Source organism: Drancourtella sp. An12 (assembly GCF_002160935.1).
Taxonomy (GTDB): Bacteria; Bacillota; Clostridia; order Lachnospirales; family Lachnospiraceae; genus Sellimonas; species Sellimonas catena.
In genome coordinates this window covers 79,405-103,895 of record NZ_NFLO01000011.1, presented here as the reverse complement: position 1 = coordinate 103,895, position 24,491 = coordinate 79,405, and the positions used below count along the sequence as shown (strand labels likewise).

Here is a 24,491-nt window from a genome sequence, read left to right as displayed (position 1 = left end):
AAGACTACCGAAATATCTGCGTAACGCACTCCATCCAGAGTCTATAGGGGCATAAATCACTATTTTGTCAGCTGAAATATTGAATTTTCAAGGAGCGAAGCCCATTTCAGGTATGGGAAGTCTTAGTAATTAAAAAACAACTGTATTTTGGGGACGTGTTCCGGTGCATCGGAACACGTCCCCGTAAAAGGGTGATGGTAACTATGTTGGAGCTGGATTATTTTGGGATTGATGGTGCTGTTGGAGGGAATCAGGACTGGTTTTCGAATGTAGTGATGCATATTGGTGGCTGTGCAGCAGCGGCGGCTTGTGATACGTGTATTTATTTTGGAAAGAGATTTGGAAATACAGGATGGTATCCGTTTGACATTGAAAATCTAAATAAGGATGACTATGTTGTGTTCAGCCAGATGATGAAGCCGTATATCAAGCCGCGGGTTGGAGGCGTGAAGAATCCGGAGTGGTTTGTGGATGGTTTTTCACGGTATCTTGAGGATCATCCGGATCCGGAAAGGCCGAAACTTCGGATGGAGATTTTGTGGGGCGGAGAGCCGGAAGGAAAAGCGAAGGAGGCTTTGAAGGAGCGGATGGATAGAGGGTATCCGGTGCCGTTTCTGCTTTTACGTCATCAAAACCGGGAGGTGTTTGAGGATTATATCTGGCACTGGTTTATGGTGATAGGCTATGAGGAGATGGAGAAGGATTTTCTGATTCAGACGGCGACTTACGGAGAGAAGAAGGCTTTTTCCTTTCACGAGATCTGGAATACGGGCTGTGAGGAGAAGGGCGGTATGATTTTGTATGAGCTGTCCGAAAAGTAATGGCCGGAATTATGCAGGCCGAGCCTTCCGGATTGTATTACAGAAAAGAGGTTGACGTCAGAGTGTGGCGGCTTGCCTGCCGCAGAGGAGTGTGTTACAATCGTTTTAGCCTAATAAAGATAAAGGAGAGAAATGATATGGCAAATCCAGTAGTTACGTTTGAGATGGAGAACGGGGATATCATCAAGGCGGAGTTATATCCGGAAATTGCCCCGAATACAGTTCGAAATTTTGTGTCTCTTGCAGGAAAGGGATTTTATGATGGATTGATTTTCCACAGAGTTATCCGTGGATTTATGATTCAGGGAGGATGCCCGAATGGTACAGGTATGGGCGGCCCTGGTTATTCCATTAAGGGTGAGTTTGCGCAGAATGGTGTGACAAATGATCTGAAGCATACGCCGGGTGTGCTTTCCATGGCACGTGCGATGCATCCGGATTCTGCGGGAAGCCAGTTTTTTATTATGCATGAAGCGGCTCCGCATCTGGACGGCGCTTACGCAGCATTTGGAAAGGTGACAGAGGGAATGGACGTGGTCAATAAGATTGCTGAGACAGCGACAGACTACAGTGACCGTCCGCTGGAAACCCAGAGAATGAAAAAAGTTACGGTGGAGACATTCGGCGAAGAATATCCGGAACCGGAAACGATCTAGGTTAAAAGGAACAGGAAGATGAAAAAGAAAATCGACTATGAAAACTGGGATCGAAAAGAGATTTATGAATTGTTTCACGGCTATCTTTTTTATCTGACAGTTGAGATTGATATTACGGAATTCCTGGAGACGATTCATAAACATCAATGGAAATTTTATCCTTCTATCTGTTATTGTATTACCAAGACAGTCAATTTGGATGAAAGATACCGGTATGCAAAAGTGGACGGTCAAGTCTGCGTATGGGATCATGTGAATACTCATTATACTTTGATGCGCAAGAACACGGATCATCTTTTTACACATCAACGGACAGGATACCAGGAGGATTTCCAGAAGTTCTATGAGGCGTTTTTAAAGGATAAGAAAGAAGCGGAAAAATGCAGCAGCCTGTATGCCTATCAGCAAAAGGCGATGGATGACGTGCATATTTCCACGATGCCGAATACTGTTTACACGAGTCTTTCGTACGCCAAGCCGAATTCTTTTACAAAGTATGGAACGGACAATGTCAGTTACATTCCTTTTGTGATGATTGGAAAGTATCATGAGGAAAACGGACGGATGAAAATGCCTGTAACAGTAGAGTTTCACCATGCGGTAAATGACGGGTGGCATGCAGAGAATTTTTTCCGGCTGCTAGAAGAGTGTTGCAGAGGTTTTCAGCAAGAAAAGGAAGACGAAATGCACGATTAGAGAGAGATGTGAGCTGTTGCTGGTTCTGGCGGCAGCTCTTTTTCCATTTTACTAATGACCGGGAATGTGGTACACTATACGAAATATGGTGAAAAATGAAGAAGTAAGAGGTTGACTGCAGATGAGTATGGTAAAAACCGACAAGCTTGTATTTGAATATGAGAAACGAGACGAGGAAGGAAATGTCATCGGGAAGCAGCGGGCCATTGATGAGGTAGATCTGGAGATTGAAAAGGGGCAGTTTATTGCCATTTTGGGACACAATGGTTCCGGAAAATCCACGTTTGCAAAGCATATCAATGCGCTTTTAATTCCGGGAGGCGGCACGATGTGGGTCGGCGGCCGGGATACCAAAGATGAGGATGAGCTGTGGAACATCCGCCAGAGTGCGGGGATGGTGTTCCAGAATCCAGACAATCAGATCATTGCCACGGTGGTGGAAGAGGATGTTGGATTCGGCCCGGAGAATCTGGGGGTGCCGTCAAAGGAGATCTGGAAAAGAGTAGAGGATGCGCTGGAAAAAGTAGGTATGCTGGAATATCGTTACAGTTCGCCGAACAAGCTTTCCGGCGGGCAGAAGCAGCGGGTGGCAATTGCAGGTGTGGTTGCCATGCGGCCGGAGTGTATTGTGCTGGATGAGCCGACGGCGATGCTGGATCCGAATGGCCGGAAGGAAGTGATCCGGACGGTCCGGGATCTGCAGCGGCAGGAGAAGGTGACGGTCATTTTGATCACCCATTATATGGAAGAGGTGACGGATGCCGACTATATTTATGTAATGGATAAAGGGAAAGTCGTCATGCAGGGAAATCCAACGCAGATCTTCTCGCAGGTGGATCTGTTAAAGCATTACCGCCTGGATGTGCCGCAGGCGACAGCAGTGGCGGATGCGCTGATTAAAAAAGGATTTCCGGTTTCCGCGGGAACGCTGACGAGACAGAAGCTTTGTCAGGAGGTTTGTGTCCTTGCAAAGGAGAGAGGAGTTCTTCAGAATTCCCTGCCGCCGGAAGTGGTCAAAGATCACGCGCGTACCCGACCGGACGGGGAGCCGATTTTAAGTCTTCGCGGGCTGAATTATGTCTACAGTCCGGGAACTGCCTACGAAAAGCAGGCCATGAAGGATGTCAATCTGGATATCTGGCAGGGCGAATTTATCGGCATCATCGGACATACCGGATCCGGGAAATCTACGCTGATCCAGCATCTGGACGGTCTGATCCGTGCTACCGGCGGAGAATTGTATTTTGACGGTGAAAATATTTATAAAGAGGGTTACTCAATGAAAGCTCTCCGGCAGCAGGTGGGACTGGTGTTCCAGTATCCGGAGCATCAGCTCTTTGAAGCGGATGTATTGAGCGATGTCTGCTTCGGCCCGAAAAATCAGGGGCTTTCCGAGGAGGAATGTAAGAAGAGAGCAAAAGAGGCACTGGAGATGGTTGGTTTTCCAGAGTCTTTATACAATGCATCTCCGTTCGATCTTTCCGGAGGACAAAAGAGAAGGGCGGCCATTGCAGGTGTCCTTGCCATGCGCCCGAAGGTGCTGGTACTGGACGAGCCGACAGCGGGACTGGACCCGAAAGGACGGGATGACATTCTGGATCAGATTGCACTGCTCCAGAAGACCACCCATATGACCGTGATTCTGGTTTCCCACAGTATGGAGGACGTTGCCAAGTATGTGGACCGGATTATTGTCATGAATCACGGAGAAAAGATTTTTGATGACACACCGAAACAGGTTTTCCGACATTATAAACGGCTGGAAGAAGTGGGACTTGCCGCACCGGAAGTGACATATCTTATGCACGAACTGCGTGAAGCAGGCGTCCCGGTTTCCACAGATATCACCCTTGTGGAGGAAGCAGCCGATGAAATAGAAAGGGTATTAAAACAATGATACGAGATATTACAATAGGCCAGTATTATCCGGCGAAGAGCCCTGTTCATAAACTGGACCCGCGTGTAAAGATTGTCAGTACACTGTTGTATCTGATTTCGCTATTTTTATTCCGGAGCATTCCGGGCTATCTGATTGCCACGATCTTTCTCTTTGGATGCATCAAATTGTCCAAAGTTCCGGTAAAATATATTCTCAAAGGATTGAAGCCGATCTTCATTCTGCTGCTGATTACGATTCTCTTCAATCTGTTTTTGACAACCGGTGGCAGAACTCTGGTTCACATCTGGATGTTCCGGGTGACAGAAGAAGGACTTCGGACAGCAGTTTACATGGCAATCCGTCTGATTTATCTGATCATGGGCGCATCTTTGATGACGTTCACGACAACGCCGACGGCACTGACCGATGCCATCGAAAGTCTCTTGCGTCCGCTGAATCATCTGCATGTGCCGGTACATGAAATCGCAATGATGATGTCCATTGCACTTCGGTTCATTCCGATTCTTCTGGAGGAGACGGATAAAATCATGAAAGCCCAGATCGCAAGAGGAGCAGATCTGGACAGCGGAAATATTATCCAGAAGGCCAAGGCCATGATTCCGATTCTCGTGCCGCTGTTTGTTTCAGCGTTCCGGAGAGCCAATGACCTTGCCATGGCAATGGAGTCCCGTTGTTACCGTGGCGGCGAAGGCAGAACAAAGATGAAGCCGCTTGTCTACAGCAGCCAGGATATCCGCGCGTATGTGATCGTAATCGTATACATGGTCGTTGCGGTGGGAGCAGGAAGATTTCTGCCGTTTCATATCTGGATTTTTTAATGGAAAGGAAAGCATTCTCAGTGGGAGGGTGCAAAACAAGAATAAAACTGATGTATCAGAAAAAGGATCTTTTTACCGGCAAAACGGTAAAACAGATTCTTTTTTTGATACAATGGAAACATGATAGACAGATGTCATGTTTTGTGTGCTATAGTCAAGGAAAAAGAGGAGGAAACAAGATGAGATATGAGTGGATGGATGCGTACCTGTTAAAAAAGCGGGGCGTGACAAAAGATTATCAGCCGGTCTGGAACTGGATCCGATATCATGTGGGCGGGAAAATGTTTGCAGCCATCTGCCTGGACCAGGAAAAGCGCCCTTACTATATCAATCTGAAGCTGGAACCGGTAAAAGGTGAGGTGTTCCGCAGCCGGTACGAAGATGTTCTGCCGGGATACTATTCTGACAAAATCAACTGGAACTCGATCCGCCCGGACGGGGAGGTGCCGGATGACCTGATGAAAGACATGCTGGATGAATCGTACCGCCTGGTACTGGAAGGATTCAGCCGGAAACGGCAGCGGGAAATTTTGGGCATTACCTGCTGCGGTGCAGACTGTCAAGCGTGCAGCTGTTATGGCTCCATCTGCCGGGGATGTAATGAGCTTTCCGGGAAAGTATTCCACGCTCCGGAAGGAAAGGCCTGCCCGATTTACCGGTGCGCCGTTTACAAAAAGCACCGTACCAGCTGTGCCGGATGTGAAGAACTGCCGTGCGAAATCTGGAGGACAACAAAAGACCCGGAATTGGATGAGGCGGAATTTGAAACAGACATCCGCCAGAGGATGGAGAACCTGAAAGGAGCATACGAAGATGGCATTCGATTATTAAGAAAGAATGCAAAAAATTTACCCTTCCGTCAGCCGGTCAGAAAAGCAGAAGAAAACAGAAACTAGTAAAAAAAGCGCCGGTTCCGACAAGGCAGAAAGGAATTTCTGACCTCAGCAGAACTGGCGCCATTGTTATGTATGTGTCTTTATTCTGAAATAGATCCGGACGGCCGGTTGGAAACGGGAATGCCGTTGACTTCCACGCTGTCACTGAGCTGAATGACAAGATATGGAATGCCGTCAATCAGTTTTGTTTCTACCAGATCAGTCCGGTCCGGATTTACTTTGATGACTACATCCGGCGTCTTGACCTCGAAGGTCCGGGTGTTGGCCACGTTGGACGCCAGAAGAGACGGCGTGTCCCCGGCAGCAGCATCAAATTCCCGGTCAAACTGTTCCAGATTTTCCTCCCTGGCGCCGCTTCGCTCCAGAAGCTTCTTCACATCCGTCTTGTCCAGACGCAGCGGCTCCGGCTCATCTTTATGCTCTTCAATCATTTCTGTCAGATTCTCATGAAGTGTCTTGACCGTGTCAAAATTGCAGGAATCCCCAAGGGTATCACTGACCAGATACTGGAAGGTGGATTTCTGATCCCCTGCAGGCATCGGCACATGACAGCCAAGGACATTGTCAATCAGATCATCCTGAAATTCTTTTGCGTTTTTCGAATAATACAGAAGACTGTGGATGTCCGTGGAGCGGTCGTTAAAGGCCGGGAACAAAAATCCGATATCCGGCATTTCCACGATCCAGTCACGGATCCGGTCCTCAATATGATTGGTCTCCGAATTATAGCAGAGCCCTGCCTTGGAAAGCTTCACCGGGCAGATGCTGCAAAGGAGAAATTCATATACTTCGTCTGAAGCATCAAACATTTCTTCCCCGTCGGAAGATTTTCCAGGCACATCGTAGTTTGCATGAATCAGAATAATATAATAATTTTCCCCATAATTATAAAAATCGATAATCTTTTGATAAAACTCGTCCAGAAGAGAATCATCCTGAAGTTTACTGTCCCGAAGTCTCAGAAGAAACTCCTGGGTGCCGCCGGAAGTTTCCTGCTCCAGCGGGAACTCCATATCCATCAGATTTTTCCCGATTCCTCCGGAAAGCGTCTTCTTAAACAGATCAAAATATTTAAACATTTCCTCCTCCGGGAGAGAAAGGAACGCATCTTTCGATTTCGTCTTTATCGTCTTTTCCCCGTCCACATAGCAGCCACAGATCCGCGTAATGGCACAGTTGGCAGGAGAAAACTGCTTTTTAATTTCTGCGATTTCTTTTTTATTCATGTTCGTTCACCTCGCAGATTATCTTATCATGGATGAAGAAAATGTACAAGAAAAAGGCAGATTCTTTGGCCGCGGTGTGTTAAAATGAAGAAAGCAAACAGACGAAGGAGAGCAGAACGTGAAACGAATCAAACTGACCGTCGCATATGACGGCACCAACTACTGCGGCTGGCAGGTACAGCCAAACGGAATCACAATTGAAGAAGTACTGAATAAAAAACTCAGCAAACTGACCGGAGAAGATATTCACATCATCGGAGCAAGCAGAACCGACTCCGGCGTCCATGCCCTTGGAAATGTGGCAGTTTTTGATACAACAAGTACAATTCCACCGGAACGGTTTGCCTACGCCATCAATCAGAGGCTGCCAGAAGACATCGTAGTCACACAGTCCGAGGAAGTTCCTCTGGACTGGCACCCGAGATATCAGGACTGCACCAAATACTACGAATACCACATTCTCAACAGGCCGCTTCCGGATCCGCTGAAGCGCCTGACCACAAGCCACGTCTCCTTCCCGCTGGATGAAGCTAAAATGCAGGAGGCGGCCAATTACCTCATCGGTACACACGATTTCAAAAGCTTCTGCAATATCCGCACAAACACGGACGACACCGTACGCACCATTTACAGTCTCGACGTTGTCCGGGACGGAGAAGAAATCACCATCTACATCAGCGGAAACGGCTTCCTCTACAACATGGTACGCATCATCGCCGGCACACTCATCCGCGTCGGCCGGGGATTCTATCAGCCAGAACAAGTCAAAGAAATCCTCGAAACAAAAGAACGAACTGAAGCCGGCGTCACCGCACCACCACAAGGCCTCAGACTTGCAAAAATAAAATATTCATCGGGGACGTGTTCCGATTCAAAGGTACACGACGTAAATGAGTAAAAAATGGCCTCCAGCCCAGTAAAATCAAGGGCTGGAGCTAATTGTCAGATAATTTTCACTGGGGACGTGTTCCGGTGCATCGGAACACGTCCCCGGAAAGGAGGAGCGATGGGGAAGATCTATTTTGATAATGGAAGTACGTCGTTTCCGAAGGCGCCGGGTGTGGCCCGTGCGATGGCGGAGTTTCTGGAGCGGGGTGCGTTTAATATTAATCGTGGCGGCTACGAGGGGGCTTATGAGATGGCAGGCCGGGTGCTGGATACGCGTGAGATGCTTGCGAAGCTGTTTCATGCGGAAAGTTCCAGACAGGTGATTTTTACCCCGGGAATCACATGGTCTTTGAACATGTTTTTAAATGGATTTTTGAGGGAGGGGGATCATGTGGTGGTCTCCGGCATGGAGCATAATGGTGTGATGCGTCCGCTGGAACAGCTGAGGAAGACGAAGGGAATTTCTTATGATGTGGCAAGGACGTCGTCAGAGGGCGAGGTGACAGCTGAGGCCGTGGAGGAGAAGATCGGTCCGAAGACAAGGCTGGTGCTTGTGCTGCATGCTTCCAATGTGTGCGGAACGGTGCTTCCGATTGAAGAGATCGGGGAGGTCTGCAAACGGCATGATGTCTTTTTTGCGGTGGATACGGCTCAGAGTGCGGGGACACTTTCCATTGACATGCAGAAGGCAAACATCGATTTTCTGGGATTTACCGGGCATAAGGGGCTCAAAGGCCCGCAGGGGATCGGCGGCTTTTTGATTTCGCCGGAGCTGGATGCATGTGTCCGACCGGTGATTCTCGGCGGAACGGGAAGTCATTCGGATCTGCTGTCCCAACCGGAAGAACTGCCGGATAAGTACGAGAGCGGAACGATGAATCTTCCGGGAATCATCGGGCTCCATGCGGCTCTTTCCTATCTGGAAGAAACGGGAATCGATGTGATCCGAAGGGAAAAGGAACAGCTGACCGCCCGGTTCCTGGATGGAGTCAGGGAGATACCGGGCGTTCGGGTGATCGGAAAGCAGACGATGGAGCACCGGACAGCAGTAGTTTCCCTTGATTTCCCGGAGATGGACAATGCGATTGCGGCATTTCTTCTGGAGCAGGAGTACGGGATCATGACGCGGGTCGGTCTGCATTGTGCTCCGCTGGCTCACCAGAGTCTTGGAACCTTTCCAAAAGGGACGGTGCGGTTTTCTTTCAGCGAGCAAAATACGGAAGAAGAAATTGTCAGAGGAATTGAAGCAGTGAAGCGGATCACAGAAAATAGAAATTATCTATAAATACCTGTAATGATGTGAAAAAACGATAGCGTAATCTGCCGGACGAAATTGAAGCAGTTCCGAAAACATGTTACCCTTAACGTAAGAGAAACATTGGCAGACAAAAGGCGCGGCTTACCAGCAGCCGTGCCTTTGTTTCGTGACAAAGGAGGAAAAGAAATGGCAGATTATCATCAGATGTGGAAAGATCTTGGAATGGACGTAGAGACCCACGATCAGCTCTGCGAAGTGCTTCCGCAGGCGTTTGGAGATGTGTATCTTTCCCAGGAAAACAGACCGGAAGGAATGGATTATTATAATTTTGTTGTTGCGGAAATTCACGGCGTTCGTCCGGCAGAACTGATTGAGCATCAGAAAAAAGGGCGGAAAAGTATTTGGAACGTTTTGTGTCTATGTGCCGGATGAAATTGTGTTTGCGGCAGACGCAATTGCAACGGGACTGTGCGGCGGTTCCCAGTTCTGGGTTCCGGGCGGTGAGAAGGTGCTGCCGACCAATACCTGTCCGCTGATCAAGGCATCCGTAGGGGCAAGACTGGACCGGACCTGTCCGTTCTTCCGGATTGCGGATATGTATGTCGGTGAGACAACCTGCGACGGCAAAAAGAAGGCATGGGAAATTCTGGCGGAAGATGTGCCGGTCCATGTCATGGATCTTCCGCAGATGAAACGGGAAAAGGACATCAAAGCATGGGCAGATGAGATCCGTATTTTCCGGGGCGTAGTTGAAGAGATGACAGGCAACCAGGTGACGGCAGAATCTCTGCACAATGCCATTGTCCTGATCAATAATAAGAGACGGGCGCTTTCCAGACTGTATGATTTAAGAAAAAATGAAAAACTTCCGATCAGCGGAAAGGATGCCCTTTTGATTTCCCAGATTGCATTCTATGATGATCCGACCCGGTTTACCGAGATGACAAACAAGCTTTGCGATGAGCTGGATCAGAGAGTCAAAGACGGCGTCAGTGTATTCCCGGAAGGAACAAAGAGAATCATGCTGACAGGTACTCCGCTTGCGATTCCGAACTGGAAGCTTCACAACCTGGTAGAAACAAGCGGCGGTGCAGTAGTCTGTGAAGAAATGTGTACAGGTACCCGGTACTTTGAACGTCTTGTGGACGAAGCAGAGGGAACGGTGGATGAGCAGATCGACCATCTGGCAGAGCGGTATATGGGCATCAACTGTGCATGCTTTACACCGAACTCCGCGCGAATCGACGATATTATCCGCCTTGCAAAGGAATATAAGGTAGACGGAATTATTGACGTAAACCTGAAATTCTGCAGCCTGTATGACTGTGAAGGCTACCATGTAGAAAAAGCGCTGAAAGAGGCAGGTATCCCGGTACTTGGCATTGAAACGGATTATACGGACAGTGACGCGCAGCAGCTTCGTACCAGAATCAGCGCATTTATTGAAATGTTAAACAGCTAAAGAAAGCTGGTGCAGGCATGATTTCATATTATGTGCTTTTTCCCAATCACGATAATGGGATGCGGCTTTACCGGGAAATGAAAGAAAACGGCCTGAAATGTACGATTGCTCCGACTCCGCGCGAGGCGAGCAAGTGCTGCGGCATTTCACTTCTTGTAAAAAAAGAAGATCTGGATCAGATCAGGCAGATTGTGAAAGAAAAACAGATTGAAATTCTTCAGATTGCAGAAATCAAAAAGGATATCGATCCCAACAGGGACCGGTATTGCTGAAAAACAGGCGGGGACGCAAATAAGCGTCCCCAAATCATGGTGGAGGGAATGAAACATGAATTACGTAGGAATCGACATCGGATCAACCGCTTCCAAGGTTGTGGTAAGAGGGGATGCAAATGCGCATTTCGTACTTCCGACCGGATGGAGCAGTAAGGAGACGACGAAGAAGATAAAAGAACATTTAAAAGAGCTGGGAGCAGACGTGGAAAACGACGACACCCGCGTTGTTGCTACCGGATACGGCCGTGTGGCTGTGGATTTTGCAGATCATGTGATCACAGAGATCACATGCCATGCAAGAGGAGGACGGGAACTGGCACACGGAGACTGTGCAGTCATTGACGTGGGCGGACAGGATACGAAAGTCATCATGGTGGAACATGGCATGGTTGTGGACTTCCTGATGAATGACAAATGTTCAGCAGGAACCGGAAAATTCCTGGAGATTATGGCTAACCGTCTGGGCGTGACCATCGACGAACTGTTTGAGATGGCTGCAGCAGGGGAGGTCCTCCCGATCAGTTCCCTGTGCACGGTATTCGCTGAATCCGAGGTCATTAACTACATTGGTGAAGGGCAGAAACGGGAAAATATCGCTGCCGGAGTCGTAGATTCGGTGGCTGCAAAAGTAGCCCAGCTGGCACAGAGAAAGGACCTTCCTGATCACATCATCCTGACCGGAGGACTGAGCCACAGCATCTATTTCACAGATATTCTCAGTAAAAAAATCGGCAAAAAAGTAGAACCGACGGAAAATGGACGCTACGCAGGCGCACTCGGCGCATCTTATCTGGCGGAAGAAAAAAAGAAAAGAGTATAAAGATCACGGGTCTGTACTTGACGAATTCCCTCGACAACAGGTATGATAACAGAGAAGATTGGGAGGGAATTGCATGAAAATTTCAACAAAAGGAAGATATGCACTCAGGCTGATGCTGGATCTGGCTCTCCATGATCAGGAAAAACCAATCCGGCTCAAAGACGTAGCCGCACGGCAGGGAATTTCTGTCAAATATCTGGAAAGCATTGCAGGGGTACTCGCAAAAGCAGGGTACATCCGAAGCCTTCGGGGAGCACAGGGCGGCTATTTTCTCAAATACAGTGCAGAACAATATAAAGTCGGCGACATTCTGAGACTGACAGAAGGAAGCATGGCACCGGTAGACTGCCTCGAAACAGAAGAAAACCACTGCCCGCGCGCAGAAACGTGCACCACACTCCGTCTCTGGAAAGAACTCGACACCGCAGTCAAAAGCGTAATCGATCACTACACACTCGCCGATCTCGTAATATGGGAAAAACAAAAAGGAAACGAATACATTATTTAACAGAAAAAAAGACCACGATGGCGGAAAAAAGCAAATAAATAATAAATTAAATAAAGATCAATAAGAATTAAAACGAACTAATAAGTGCTAATCAGAAGTAGTAAGTACTAATAAGAACGGGTAAAAGAAAGAGGACATTTGTCCTCTTTTTCTTTTACCCGTTCCAATAGAAAACAACAAAAACCCCTTGACAAAGAGAAACAGATACCATATAATTCCTATAAAATTTATAGGAAATCAACTCATTGGGGACAGGTTCCGATGCATCGGAACACGTCCCCGAAATAGAAAGAAGGGATTTACATGACTGTTTTTAGTAGTGTTTTGGATATGGTTGGTGGTACTCCGCTTCTTGAGGCGGGAAATCTTGAGAGGGAGCTTGGTCTGAAGGCGAAGATCCTGATGAAGCTTGAGTATTTGAATCCGGCGGGAAGTGTGAAGGATCGGATTGCGAGGGCGATGATTCTGGATGCCAGAGAGAAAGGGCTTTTGAAGGAGGGGGCTACGTTAATTGAGCCGACTTCTGGAAATACGGGCATTGGTCTTGCTTCGATGGCGGCGTCTCTTGGATATCGGCTGATTTTGACAATGCCGGAGACAATGAGTGTTGAGCGGAGAAATATCCTGAAGGCGTACGGGGCTGAGATTGTTTTGACAGATGGTGCCCGTGGAATGACAGGGGCAATTGAGAAGGCAAAGGAGCTTGCGCAGGAGATTCCGGACAGTTTTATTCCGGGGCAGTTTGAGAATCCGGTGAATCCAAAGGCACACATTGAGACTACAGGGCCTGAGATCTGGGAGGATACGAAAGGACAGGTTGATATTTTTGTAGCAGGTGTTGGAACAGGCGGAACCATCACAGGCGTGGGTACCTATCTGAAAGAGAAAAATCCGAATGTGAAGATTGTGGCGATGGAGCCTTCGGATTCGCCGGTGCTTTCCGGAGGAAAGCCGGGCCCGCACAAACTGCAGGGAATCGGTGCGGGATTCATCCCGGATACGCTGGATACGGAAATTTATGATGAGATTCTTACCATCAGTTCAGAGGAAGCATTTTCCGGTGCGCGCCAGATTGCGCAGAAGGAAGGTGTTCTGGTGGGAATTTCTTCCGGTGCGGCTTTCGCGGCGGCAGTGAAGCTTGCGAAACGGCCGGAAAATGAAGGAAAGACGATTGTTGTCCTGCTTCCGGATTCAGGAGACCGGTACTACTCCACTCCGTTGTTTACCGCATAGAGAATCCGAATAACAGGCCAGAAAATAAAAAAGCAGCGAAAGGAAAGACAGAGTATGGAAAAAAATTTGACAAGAGACAAAAGAAACCTGAAATTTGAAACATTGCAGCTTCATGTTGGACAGGAGCAGGCGGATCCGGCTACAGACGCAAGAGCAGTGCCGATTTACCAGACAACCTCCTACGTGTTTCATGACTGCCGGGATGCCGAGGATCGTTTCAGCCTGAAGGCGGAAGGAAATATTTACGGCCGTCTGACCAATCCGACCCAGGCAGTGTTTGAGCAGAGAATGGCTGCTCTGGAAGGCGGTTCGGCAGCGCTTGCGGTTGCATCCGGTGCGGCAGCGATCTGCTATACGTTTCAGGGCCTTGCCGGACAGGGGGATCACATCGTGGCGGCAAAAAATATTTACGGCGGAACATACAATCTGCTGGCCCATACTCTGCCGGAATATGGAATCACAACGACATTTGTAGATCCATTTCAAAAAGGAGCGTTTGAAGATGCGATTCAGGAAAATACAAAGGCCGTTTTTATTGAAACTCTGGGAAATCCAAACTCGGACATCACGGATATTAAGGCGGCGGCAGAGGCGGCTCATGCCCATGGAATTCCGCTTGTCATCGACAATACGTTCGGAACGCCGTATCTGATCCGGCCGATTGAACACGGAGCAGATATTGTAGTTCATTCGGCGACAAAATTTATCGGAGGCCACGGGACAAGCCTTGGCGGTATCATCGTGGAGAGCGGAACCTTTGACTGGGAAGCATCCGGGAAATTCCCGTCCCTGACGGAACCAAACGCAAGTTATCATGGCGTGGTATTTTCCAAAGCTGCGCCGCAGGCGGCGTTTATCACGAAACTTCGTGCTATTGTTCTGCGTGATATGGGAGCAGCAATTTCTCCATTTAACGCCTTTTTACTGCTTCAGGGACTGGAAACCTTGTCTCTCCGTGTGGAACGTCATGTGGAGAATGCCCTGCAGGTTGTCCGGTATCTGAATCAGCATCCGATGGTGGAATGTGTCCATCATCCTGCTGTAACGGAAGAGGAAGATCAGAAACGGCTGTACAAAGCCTACTTCCCGAAAGGCGGCGCTTCGATCTTCACTTTTGAAATCAAAGGCGGCGCAGAAGAAGCAAGGAAATTTATCGACAGCCTGGAAATTTTCTCCCTCCTTGCAAATGTGGCGGATGTGAAATCACTGGCAATCCATCCGGCTTCCACAACACATTCACAGCTGAATGAGGAAGAATTAAAAGAACAGGGTATCCGTCCGAATACCATCCGTCTTTCCATTGGAACGGAGCATATTGATGATATTATCGAAGATCTGGAGACGGCATTTGAGAGAATAAAATAGGAAAATAAGTATAGGAAGAGTTTTGGACAAGGAAGTTCAGAACTCTTCTTTTTGTATTTAAATCGTATGATAAAAATTGTGAAAAATGTATATTACAAATGTCACAACTTGAATGATGATTGTAATAAGTTTACAAAAGCGAATTGACTTTTACTATTCCAATGATATGATAAAGATAGTATTCAGACGGAAAAGGAGGGCTTTATGAAAAAGAAAAAAATCATGGTAGCAGGACATATTTCCCTCGATATTACTCCAGAATTCCACAATTCCGGAACGCAAAAATTTTCGGAAATTCTAAGACAGGGGAAGCTTGTCAATGTGGGGCCTGCCCAGATGACATTGGGAGGTGCGGTTTCCAATACCGGACTTGCTTTGCAGAAGCTGGGGGCGGATGTGGTTCTGACAGCAAAAATCGGGACAGATCTTTTCGGGGATATCATGATGAAAAAGCTGGAGGAGTACGGATGCCCGATGCATTTGATCCGGGATGAAGAGGGAGCCACTTCTTATACGATTGTGCTTGCTCCAAAAGGAAGCGACAGGGCATTTCTGCATGATCCAGGCAGTAATCACACGTTCTGTGCAGACGACCTGGACTGGGAGGAAGTAAAAAAGGTGGATTATTTTCACTTTGGGTATCCGACTTTGATGCGCCGGTTTTATGAAAATGATGGAGCAGGACTGGTAAAGCTGTATAAAGCGGTAAAGTCCGCAGGTCTTACTTCTTCTTTGGACCTCGCAGCTGTTGACCCGGAATCCGAATCGGGACAGTGTGACTGGGAAAGTATCTTAAAACAAGTGCTTCCGTATGTGGACTTTTTCGTCCCGAGTATCGAAGAGCTTGCTTATATGGTGGATCGTGAAAAATATCAGGAATGGCAGGAAAGAGCAGAAGGCGAGGATATTGTATCGATTCTTTCTCTTAGCAAAGATGTCCGGCCTCTGGCTGAGAAAGTACTGTCCTATGGATGTGGTGCTGTCTTGTTAAAATGCGGTGCGGCAGGTATGTACTTAAAGACTTCGGGAAAAGAGAGAATGAGGAACGTGGATGCTGACTTGGAAGGCTGGGAAAATACAGAACTTTTTGAAGACAGCTTCGTCCCTGAACGGATTTTGTCCGGAACCGGAGCGGGCGACACCAGTATTGCGGCATTTCTGTATGCTGCCATGCAAGGATGTACACCAAAAGAAAGTATTGAATATGCCGCGGCGACCGGTGCGTGCTGCGTATCAACATACGATACGATCAGCGGCTTAAAGTCTTTCGCGGAATTAAGGGAAAAGATACAAAATGGCTGGAAAAAGCAGAAGATTATGAAAGAATAGGAGGAAAATAACAATGATTGTATCCATGAAAACCGTCTTAGACATAGCGGATGCAGAAAATATGGCGATTGGGGCCTTCAATGTTACAGAACTGGAAGGAATCCAGGCAGTATTGGGGGCGGCAGAAGAGCTGGGACAACCGGTAATTCTTCAATTTGCTCCGGTACATGAAGAGTATATCTCTTTGAAAACGCTCGGACCGATTATGGTATTGATGGCTGACAAGGCAAAAGTACCGGTATGCGTTCATCTGGATCACTGCGACAATTTTGATATGATCCGGGAGGCGCTGGATATGGGATTTTCCTCTGTCATGTATGACGGATCCATGCTGCCGTATGAGAAAAACTGTGCATATACGAAAGCTGCAGTGGAAATCGCCCAAATGTACGGTGCGTCTGTGGAGGCTGAAATCGGCGCAATGAACAGTGAAGATGGAAAGGCACAGAATGACTGCTATACAGATCCGAAAGAGGCGGGAAATTTTGTCAAAGCGACTGGCATCGATGCGCTTGCATGTTCCTTCGGAACCGTCCACGGCTTATATACAGCGGAACCGAAGCTGGATTTTGACCGGATTGAGAAAATCCGGGAGACGATTGGAATTCCGATTGTCATGCACGGCGGAAGCGGAGTCAGCGATGAGGATTTCAGAAAATGCATTGACCGGGGTGTAAGAAAAATAAATTATTATACTTATCGCGCAAAAGCAGGCGGTGAATATGTAAAACAGAAATGCATGGAAACAGATGGACCGGTATTTTTCCATGATATCACATGCTGGGCAAGAGACTGCATGAAAGAGGATGTTCTTCATGCCATGCGTGTTTTTTCCGGATGCAAATAGGAGGGATAAAGAAATGAAACGTTCCGAAATTAATCAGGCATTAAAAAATATGGAAGAGATGATCAGAAAATGCGGTTTCCATCTTCCGCCATTCTGTGACTTTACACCGGATGAATGGAAAGAAAAAGGACATGAATATGATGAAATCCGTGATAATATGCTGGGATGGGATATCACAGACTATGGCCTTGGAAATTTCAAGAAGATCGGATTTTCTCTGATCACTCTCAGAAATGGAAATACGCATATGGATAAATATAAAAAAACATATGCGGAAAAGCTTCTTTATCTGGAAGAAGATCAGTCCGCAACGATGCATTTCCACTGGACAAAAATGGAAGACATCATAAACCGTGGAGGTGGAAATGTTCTGATCCGTGTTTATAATTCCAAAGAGGATGGATCTTTTGATGATACCGATGTTACCATCCATAGTGACGGAAGGGAATATACCGTTCCGGCGGGAACACAGATCAGGCTGACCCCGGGCGAAAGCATTACGGTATATCCGTATATGTACCATGACTTTGAAGTGGAGAAAGGAAGCGGGGCAGTTCTGTTAGGAGAAGTTTCCATGTGCAATGACGATAACACGGATAATCGTTTCTACGAGCCGATGGGAAGATTCCCGGAAATCGAAGAGGATGAAGCTCCTTACCGGCTGCTGTGCAATGAATATCCGCCGGCACCGTAAAAATACAGACAAATCAGCGCTGTGCAAAGCAGACAACCTGGAAAGATGTCTGACGCACAGCGCTATTTTTGTCGAGAATATATTACATTTGTCATTTAAAACATTGCAAATGTCATGTGGAAATCGTTACATTGTACACCTGCACAAAAAATCACGCTTTGCTATGATGAATCTATCAAAAATACACAAAGCAAAAGGAGGAAAGATTATGAAAAGAAAAGTGTTAAGTGTATTGCTTGTGGCAGCGATGGCAGGAACCATGTTAATGGGGTGTAATAGCGGAGACAGTGGTTCCGGCGGATCGGACAATGGCGGATCTTCCGACGACGGCGGCAAACACTACAAATTCGCCTATACCTGTATGGACGGAACAAACCCGTTCTTTGTGACAATCGAAGACAAGATCAAAGAACTGGTAGAGGCAAACGGCGATGAACTGATTTCTACAGACCCGGCTAATGATGTTTCTCTTCAGATTACCCAGGTAGAAGATATGGTATCCCAGAACATCGATGGTATCTTCTTAAATCCGGTTGAAGCAGAAGGAATTTTGCCGGCACTTGACGCACTGAAAAGCGCAGAAGTACCGATCGTAAACTTCGACACAGAAGTAGCGGATATGTCTTATGTAGCGTCTTATACAGGATCGGATAACTACAACGCAGGAAAAGTTTGTGGAGACGACCTCGTAAAGAAATGTCCGGACGGCGGAAAAATCATCGTACTGGATTCCCCGACAATGAACTCCGTTACAGACAGAACAAATGGCTTCCTGGATGCGATCGAAGGACACGGATTTGAAATCGTAGCACAGCAGGATGCAAAAGGAAACCTGGAAGTATCCATGGGCATCGCAGAAGACCTTCTGCAGGGCAACAGCGACGTTGTAGCAATCTTCGGTGGAAATGACCCTACAGCACTTGGCGCATTAGCAGCAGCAAACGCAGCAGGCCTTGAAGATGTATTAATTTACGGCGTAGACGGTTCACCGGATGTGAAATCCGAACTGGCATCAGGAGATTCTCTGATGGAAGGTACCGGAGCACAGTCCCCGATCGCGATCGCAGAAAAAGCAGTAGAAATCATGTATGACATCATGGAAGGAAAAGAAGTAGAAGACCGTTATCCGGTTGATACTTTCCTGATCACTGCTGACAATGTAGAAGAATACGGCACAGACGGCTGGCAGTAAGAAGAATGTATTTCAGGGGAACGGACGATTGTCTGTTCCCCGGACTTGAGGAAAAGCAAAACAGGAAGTAGGTGAAAGCGTGAGCAAAAATGTGCTGTTGGAAATGAAACATATACATAAGCGCTTTGCAGGGGTGCATGCGCTTAATGATATCAGCCTGGAACTGCACGCAGGAGAAGTACATGCACTCCTTGGGGAAAACGGAGCCGGAAAGTCGACACTGATCAAAGTCCTCGGAGGGATTTATTCTGCGGATGAGGGAGAAATATGGATTGATGGGAAAAAAGTAGAAATCAAAGGCGTAAAAGATGCCCAGGACAATGGGATCGCGATCATCCATCAGGAGCTGGTATTGGTTCCGCACATGACAGTAGCGGAAAATATTTTTCTCGGAAGAGAATTTGGAAGCGGTTTTCTTATTAACCGGGCGAAGATGAACGAGGAAGCGCAGAAGCTTCTCGATGCCAATCAGGTGCATATTAAAGCCGATACTCTGGTAGGTAAGCTGACAATAGCACAGCAGCAGATGGTAGAAATTGTAAAAGCAATTTCGTACAATTCGAGAATTCTTGTCATGGATGAGCCGACCTCTTCGATTGCAGATAAAGAAGTGGAATTCCTGTTTGAGACGATGAGGAAACTGGCAAAACAAGGCGTTGGAATTATCTATATATCGCACAAAATGAGCGAGCTCGAAGAAATTTGTGACAGAGTAACCGTCATGAGAGATGGTGAGTATGTCGGAACCAAAGTGGTAAAAGAGACAAACAAAGATGAGCTGATTGCCATGATGGTAGGTCGTGAACTGACAAGCTATTACACAAGAGAGTATCAGGAACCGGGGGAAGAAATACTCCGGTGTGAACATATTTCTGACGGTAATATGGTACGTGATGTCAGCTTCAATCTGCACAAAGGAGAAATCATCGGCTTTGCCGGACTGGTGGGGGCTGGAAGAAGTGAAACAATGAAAGCCATTTTCGGTCTGACCAAAGGAGCCAAAGGAGATATCTACCTGAAAGGGAAAAAAACAAAGATCTCGTCACCTGTAGAAGCAATGAAAAACGGCATTGCCCTTGTCCCGGAAAACAGAAAAGAGGAAGGGCTCTATAAGGTACAAAGTGTGCGGTTTAATATGACCATTGAAATTATGGATCAATTCATAAAAGGAATCCGGGTTAATGAAAAGAAAGAAATCGAAATCACACAGAAATACATTGACATGATGTCTACAAAAACTCCGACACAATTACAGAAAATCGGAAACCTTTCCGGCGGAAATCAGCAGAAAGTCATCATCGGAAGATGGCTTGCCACCAATCCGGATGTATTAATTATGGATGAGCCGACCAGAGGAGTGGATGTAGGAGCGAAATCCGAAATTTATGTGATCATGAATGAACTGGTGAAAAAAGGCATGTCCATCATTATGATTTCCTCCGAACTTCCGGAAATCATCAACATGAGCGATCGGATTTATGTCATGTCAGAAGGCCGTGTTACAGGATGTCTTTCCCATGAGGAAGTCACTCAGGAAGCTGTGATGCAGCTGGCGGCGAAGTAGAAGGAAAAGGGGGAACGAAACATGGCTCAGACAAAAGGAAATAAAGCAAAACTGCCCGCTACAGAAAATAAAGCAGCAGTATTTTTGAGGGAGAACCTGGGAATTATTATAGCACTTCTGGTGCTATGTGTTCTTCTTGCGGTTTTGCCGGCAACAAGCAGTTCATTTTTATCGACCCAGAATATGTTTAATATTCTGCGGCAGATTTCGACCAATATGCTGATTGCGTGTGCAATGACCATGGTAATTATTCTGGGAGGAATCGATCTTTCTGTTGGATCGATCATTGCTCTTTCCGGAGTAATCGCGGCAGGATGCGTATCAAGATACGAGCTTCCGATTGCTGTAGCACTCATAGCGGGAGCCCTGGTTGGTGTTGTAATCGGTGTTTTCAACGGATTTGTAATCTGTAAGACAACCATTCCGCCATTCATTGTTACACTGGCTACCATGAATATCGCCAGAGGACTTGCAAAAGTATATACCGGCGGTTCTCCGGTGCGTGTTGTTACAAAAGAATGGCAGTTTATCGGTGCAGGCTATATCGGACCGGTTCCGGTTCCTGTTATCATTATGATTATTGCCATCATTATTACAGCATTGATGATGAATAAGACCAAACTTGGACGTCATATCTATGCGGTAGGTGGAAACACACAGGCAGCAGAGTTTTCTGGAATCAAGGTAGCAAGAGTCAAATTTATTGTACACGCTTATGCGGGACTTATGGCAGGACTTGCCGGAATTATTCTGGCATCCAGAATGTATTCCGGACAGCCGACGGCAGGAGAAGGCGCTGAGATGGATGCCATTGCAGCCGTTGTAGTAGGTGGAACATCCATGGCAGGAGGTTCCGGTAAAATTGGAGGTACGATTATCGGTGCTCTGATTATCGGTGTACTGAACAATGGTCTGAACCTGATGAATGTAAATTCATTCTGGCAGGACGTAGTAAAAGGTGTCGTTATTCTCCTGGCGGTATTTATTGACTATATCCGAAACAGAAAATAATAAGAAATATCATAAAAAAGAGACTGGTGCGTCATTTTTTCGCAGCGGTCTCTTTATGATAAAGACGCTTGATAAAATAGACTAAAAGTTATACCATGATAGATAAGTATTGTGACGAAGAAGTGAACGGAGCAGAGAATGAAAAGAACAAAATGGATTGCGGCAGCACTGTGCATTGCACTCTTCTTCAGCGGATGCGCAAAAGAACAAGATCAGGAAAAACACATCTTAGGGGCTACTTACATGACAAGAAACAACCCCTATTTCGATGTCCTGAACGATGAGATTGCCGAGGGAGTAGAAGCGAACGGGGACAAACTGATTGTCCGGGATCCGCTTCAGGACCAGGAAAAGCAGAATCAGCAGATCCTCGATATGATCGATGAAGGAATAGAAATTCTTTTTCTCAATCCCGTAGACAAAGTAAAAGTCAAACCGGCATTAAAGGCATGTCAGGAAGCCGGCGTAGAAATTATCAATATTGATACCCAGGTGGATGATACGGACTATGTTCTGTCCACGATCGAGACGGATAATTATCAGGCAGGACAGGAATGTGCAAAAGATATGATGAAACGGGTGGATTCGGCCAGAATTATCATTCTGGATAATCCGATGCAGGATTCTATCGTCCAGAGAGTCCAGGGATTTTTGGACACCATCGAAGGACATCCGGAATATCAGGTGGTACAGCAGATTTTCAGCGGCGGAGAAATTGAAATCTCAGCAGAAGTAGTATCCGGACTTCTGGACGAAGATTTTAATGTTGTATTTGGCGGTAACGATCCGTCTGCACTTGGCGCCCTTGCGGCTCTTCAGAAAGCAGGGAGAGAGGAAGGAATTCTGATTTACGGAGTAGACGGCTCCCCTGATTTTAAAGCCATGCTGGATCTGGGGTATGTAACCGGGACAAGCAGTCAGAGCCCGGAGACGATCGGGAAGACGGCGACGGAAATGGCATATCAGGCACTGGATGGAAAAGCAGTGGAGAAATATGTCAAGCTTCCAAGCAGGCTGATTACAAAAGAAAACCTGATGAATTACGATATAGATGGGTGGCAGTAGGATGAAAAGAAAAGCAATGAGCATTATCAAACTGCTCTTTTTTCTGATTAACATGGTACAGGCGGGCGGAATCAGCCTTTTTATCTATATGACGACAAAGAAAATCTGTGAGGATGATCAGGCCAGAGTATTTCTGGGGCAGGTAGATGCCATTCCCAAATATCCGGAAATGATTGTCTGGAGTACACTGCTTCTCATTGCTCTTCTTGGATGCGACATGCTGATCCGGGAGACGCGGAAAGAACAAAGCGGGAAAATCATTGCGATTACACTGGGAATAGATCTGGTGTGCAGCATCGTTCTTGTCTGGATTCTGGACTTTAATTATAATGGTGTGATTTTGCTTGTCTTCGCCAATATTCTTGTATTTGTCAATGATACAAAGATAAAATACCTTCTGATCGGTGTTGCGACACTTGGATATCTGGTGGCGGACTACGATTTGATTTCTGTGTCCAATCATCTGTTTTCCGTCAGGGATTACATACAGTATTACAACGAGACACAGCAGCAGCTGCTGTTTTCCGTCTACAATATACTGGGATCATTGAATATTATGATTTTCATTCTGTATTGTATTAACATCATTAATGAACAGCGAAATACCATTCAGGAAGTGAATGAATGGTCCAGGCAGCTTCAATATGCAAATGACCGGCTGAAGGAATACAATGAAATGACAGAAAAAATGGCTGAAACAAGGGAAAGAAACCGGGTGGCCAGAGAAATCCATGATACGCTGGGCCATACTTTGACCGGTGTGTCTGCCGGAGTTGATGCCTGCATTGCCCTGGTCGACATTGACCCGGGACAGACGAAAAAACAGCTGGAAGTGATTGCAAAGGCGGTACGAGGAGGGATTAAAGACGTTCGCAGTTCTGTTTCCGAACTGCGTGCAGATGCGCTGGAACATTTTCAGCTGGATGAAGCCATAAGCGATATGATCGCAGAAATGAACTCACTTGCGGGGGTGGAAGTAGTGTTTCATTCAGAAGTGAAACCATTCCGGTTTAGTGAAGATGAAGAAAATGTTGTTTACCGAATCATACAGGAAGGCATTACAAACGCCCTGCGTCACGGGAAAGCAACAAGAATACAGATTGACGCCAGAAAAATTGATGGAGTACTGCATCTGACAATTCAGGACAATGGATGTGGATGCAAAGAGATAAAGAAGGGATTCGGAACAAAACATATGAAAGAACGGGTTGCCATGCTGGGCGGCTCGATCCACTTCTCAGGAGAAAATGGATTCTTGATTGATGCCCGGATTCCGATAAGATGGGGTGAAGAGTATGATTAAAGTACTGATTGCAGATGACCAGGAGCTGATTCGGCAGAGTCTGCAGATTGTTTTAAACAGCAAACAGGACATTGAGGTATCAGATGTGGCTGCAAATGGCCAGGAAGTGATTCAGTGTATTCGGAAAAATAAGCCGGATATTATACTGATGGATATCCGGATGCCTAAAATGGACGGGGTACAGTGTACAAAAATTATTAAGGAAAATTATCCGCAGATTAAGATCATCATTCTGACAACCTTTGATGATGACGAGTATGTATTTAACGCTCTGAAATATGGGGCAAGCGGATATCTTCTGAAAGGTGTCTCCATGGATGAACTGAGTGATGCAATACGCACTGTTTACAGCGGACGAGCAATGATCAATCCTGACATTGCGGCAAAAGTGCTGAGACTGTTTTCGCAGATGGCTCAAACCAACTATACCATTCCTGTTGAGGAAAAAGATATCCGCCAGCTGACAAAAACAGAATGGAGAATCATTGCACAGGTAGAAAAAGGAGCAAGCAACAAGGAAATTGCAGATACACTAAGCCTTTCCGAGGGAACGATCCGTAATTACTTAAGTACGATTCTGAACAAGCTGAATCTAAGAGACCGGACGCAGCTTGCAATCTGGGCAGTACAGACGAACGCACACAAGAATATGACTGAAGAATAG

The 24,491-nt window shown here is 46.7% G+C and carries 23 protein-coding genes and 2 pseudogenes; 24 read left to right on the top strand and 1 reads right to left on the bottom strand.

Going from position 1 to position 24,491, the window contains the following annotated elements; all coding sequences use genetic code 11:
- Positions 1-203: 203 nt before the first annotated feature.
- From B5E64_RS10935 to B5E64_RS18765, 7 genes and pseudogenes are all read left to right on the top strand, one after another.
- Positions 204-821 (top strand): hypothetical protein, encoded by a 618-nt coding sequence (locus B5E64_RS10935; RefSeq protein WP_087168553.1) that lies wholly within the window; start codon positions 204-206, stop codon positions 819-821.
- A gap of 137 nt (positions 822-958) precedes the next feature.
- Positions 959-1,477 (top strand): peptidylprolyl isomerase, encoded by a 519-nt coding sequence (locus B5E64_RS10930; protein ID WP_087168552.1) that lies wholly within the window; start codon positions 959-961, stop codon positions 1,475-1,477.
- A gap of 18 nt (positions 1,478-1,495) precedes the next feature.
- Positions 1,496-2,173 (top strand): CatA-like O-acetyltransferase, encoded by a 678-nt coding sequence (locus B5E64_RS10925; protein ID WP_087168551.1) that lies wholly within the window; start codon positions 1,496-1,498, stop codon positions 2,171-2,173.
- Positions 2,174-2,294: 121 nt separating this feature from the next.
- A pseudogene (locus B5E64_RS18775) lies at positions 2,295-3,134 on the top strand (energy-coupling factor transporter ATPase); the annotation flags it as partial.
- Between the two features lie 48 nt (positions 3,135-3,182).
- Positions 3,183-4,070 carry an energy-coupling factor transporter ATPase gene (locus B5E64_RS18770; RefSeq protein WP_343284062.1) on the top strand — a complete coding sequence of 296 codons (888 nt, stop codon included), beginning with the start codon at positions 3,183-3,185 and terminating at the stop codon, positions 4,068-4,070.
- Positions 4,067-4,891 (top strand): energy-coupling factor transporter transmembrane component T, encoded by an 825-nt coding sequence (locus B5E64_RS10915; protein WP_087168549.1) that lies wholly within the window; start codon positions 4,067-4,069, stop codon positions 4,889-4,891. Before B5E64_RS18770 ends, B5E64_RS10915 begins: the two co-directional genes overlap by 4 nt.
- Positions 4,892-5,070: 179 nt before the next feature.
- A complete protein-coding gene (locus tag B5E64_RS18765; RefSeq protein WP_087168558.1) occupies positions 5,071-5,787 on the top strand; it encodes an MmcQ/YjbR family DNA-binding protein in 717 nt (238 codons plus the stop codon).
- Between the two features lie 80 nt (positions 5,788-5,867).
- Here B5E64_RS18765 and B5E64_RS10905 read toward each other — a convergent pair whose 3' ends face one another.
- Positions 5,868-7,013 carry a DUF4317 domain-containing protein gene (locus tag B5E64_RS10905; RefSeq protein WP_087168548.1) on the bottom strand — a complete coding sequence of 382 codons (1,146 nt, stop codon included), beginning with the start codon at positions 7,011-7,013 and terminating at the stop codon, positions 5,868-5,870.
- A gap of 118 nt (positions 7,014-7,131) precedes the next feature.
- Here B5E64_RS10905 and truA point away from each other — a divergent pair, with 118 nt between their 5' ends.
- The 17 genes and pseudogenes from truA (at position 7,132) to B5E64_RS10820 (ending at position 24,491) form a co-directional block, all read left to right on the top strand.
- On the top strand, positions 7,132-7,911 hold the full coding sequence (gene truA / locus B5E64_RS10900; protein WP_087168547.1) for a tRNA pseudouridine(38-40) synthase TruA: 780 nt from the start codon (positions 7,132-7,134) through the stop codon (positions 7,909-7,911).
- A 108-nt stretch (positions 7,912-8,019) separates the two neighbouring features.
- Complete coding sequence (locus B5E64_RS10895) at positions 8,020-9,186, top strand: aminotransferase class V-fold PLP-dependent enzyme (RefSeq protein WP_087168546.1); 1,167 nt, start codon at positions 8,020-8,022, stop codon at positions 9,184-9,186.
- Between the two features lie 159 nt (positions 9,187-9,345).
- Positions 9,346-10,621: pseudogene (locus B5E64_RS10890) on the top strand (double-cubane-cluster-containing anaerobic reductase).
- Positions 10,622-10,638: 17 nt separating this feature from the next.
- Positions 10,639-10,893 carry a DUF3343 domain-containing protein gene (locus B5E64_RS10885; protein ID WP_087168545.1) on the top strand — a complete coding sequence of 85 codons (255 nt, stop codon included), beginning with the start codon at positions 10,639-10,641 and terminating at the stop codon, positions 10,891-10,893.
- A 55-nt stretch (positions 10,894-10,948) separates the two neighbouring features.
- Entirely contained in the window at positions 10,949-11,716 is a 768-nt protein-coding gene (locus B5E64_RS10880) for an acyl-CoA dehydratase activase (RefSeq protein ID WP_087168544.1), read from the top strand.
- Positions 11,717-11,789: 73 nt separating this feature from the next.
- Positions 11,790-12,224, top strand: a complete 435-nt coding sequence (locus tag B5E64_RS10875) for an RrF2 family transcriptional regulator (RefSeq protein WP_087168543.1) — start codon at positions 11,790-11,792, stop codon at positions 12,222-12,224.
- A gap of 303 nt (positions 12,225-12,527) precedes the next feature.
- A complete protein-coding gene (cysK, locus tag B5E64_RS10870) occupies positions 12,528-13,457 on the top strand; it encodes a cysteine synthase A (protein ID WP_087168542.1) in 930 nt (309 codons plus the stop codon).
- A 54-nt stretch (positions 13,458-13,511) separates the two neighbouring features.
- Positions 13,512-14,822 (top strand): O-acetylhomoserine aminocarboxypropyltransferase/cysteine synthase family protein, encoded by a 1,311-nt coding sequence (locus B5E64_RS10865; protein ID WP_087168541.1) that lies wholly within the window; start codon positions 13,512-13,514, stop codon positions 14,820-14,822.
- A 204-nt stretch (positions 14,823-15,026) separates the two neighbouring features.
- Entirely contained in the window at positions 15,027-16,151 is a 1,125-nt protein-coding gene (locus B5E64_RS10860; protein WP_087168540.1) for a carbohydrate kinase family protein, read from the top strand.
- Positions 16,152-16,164: 13 nt separating this feature from the next.
- Complete coding sequence (locus B5E64_RS10855; protein WP_087168539.1) at positions 16,165-16,998, top strand: class II fructose-bisphosphate aldolase; 834 nt, start codon at positions 16,165-16,167, stop codon at positions 16,996-16,998.
- Positions 16,999-17,011: 13 nt separating this feature from the next.
- Entirely contained in the window at positions 17,012-17,692 is a 681-nt protein-coding gene (locus B5E64_RS10850; RefSeq protein ID WP_087168538.1) for a D-lyxose/D-mannose family sugar isomerase, read from the top strand.
- Positions 17,693-17,900: 208 nt separating this feature from the next.
- Positions 17,901-18,884: a sugar ABC transporter substrate-binding protein gene (locus tag B5E64_RS10845; RefSeq protein ID WP_087168537.1), complete on the top strand. Its 984-nt coding sequence runs from the start codon at positions 17,901-17,903 to the stop codon at positions 18,882-18,884.
- Positions 18,885-18,987: 103 nt separating this feature from the next.
- Positions 18,988-20,448 carry a sugar ABC transporter ATP-binding protein gene (locus B5E64_RS10840; protein WP_207738684.1) on the top strand — a complete coding sequence of 487 codons (1,461 nt, stop codon included), beginning with the start codon at positions 18,988-18,990 and terminating at the stop codon, positions 20,446-20,448.
- A 21-nt stretch (positions 20,449-20,469) separates the two neighbouring features.
- Positions 20,470-21,459, top strand: coding sequence for an ABC transporter permease (locus B5E64_RS10835; RefSeq protein WP_171027856.1), 990 nt, complete (start codon positions 20,470-20,472; stop codon positions 21,457-21,459).
- A gap of 138 nt (positions 21,460-21,597) precedes the next feature.
- On the top strand, positions 21,598-22,524 hold the full coding sequence (locus B5E64_RS10830; protein WP_087168535.1) for a sugar ABC transporter substrate-binding protein: 927 nt from the start codon (positions 21,598-21,600) through the stop codon (positions 22,522-22,524).
- 1 nt (position 22,525) lies between these two features.
- Entirely contained in the window at positions 22,526-23,827 is a 1,302-nt protein-coding gene (locus tag B5E64_RS10825; RefSeq protein ID WP_087168534.1) for a sensor histidine kinase, read from the top strand.
- A complete protein-coding gene (locus B5E64_RS10820; RefSeq protein WP_087168533.1) occupies positions 23,820-24,491 on the top strand; it encodes a response regulator transcription factor in 672 nt (223 codons plus the stop codon). Before B5E64_RS10825 ends, B5E64_RS10820 begins: the two co-directional genes overlap by 8 nt.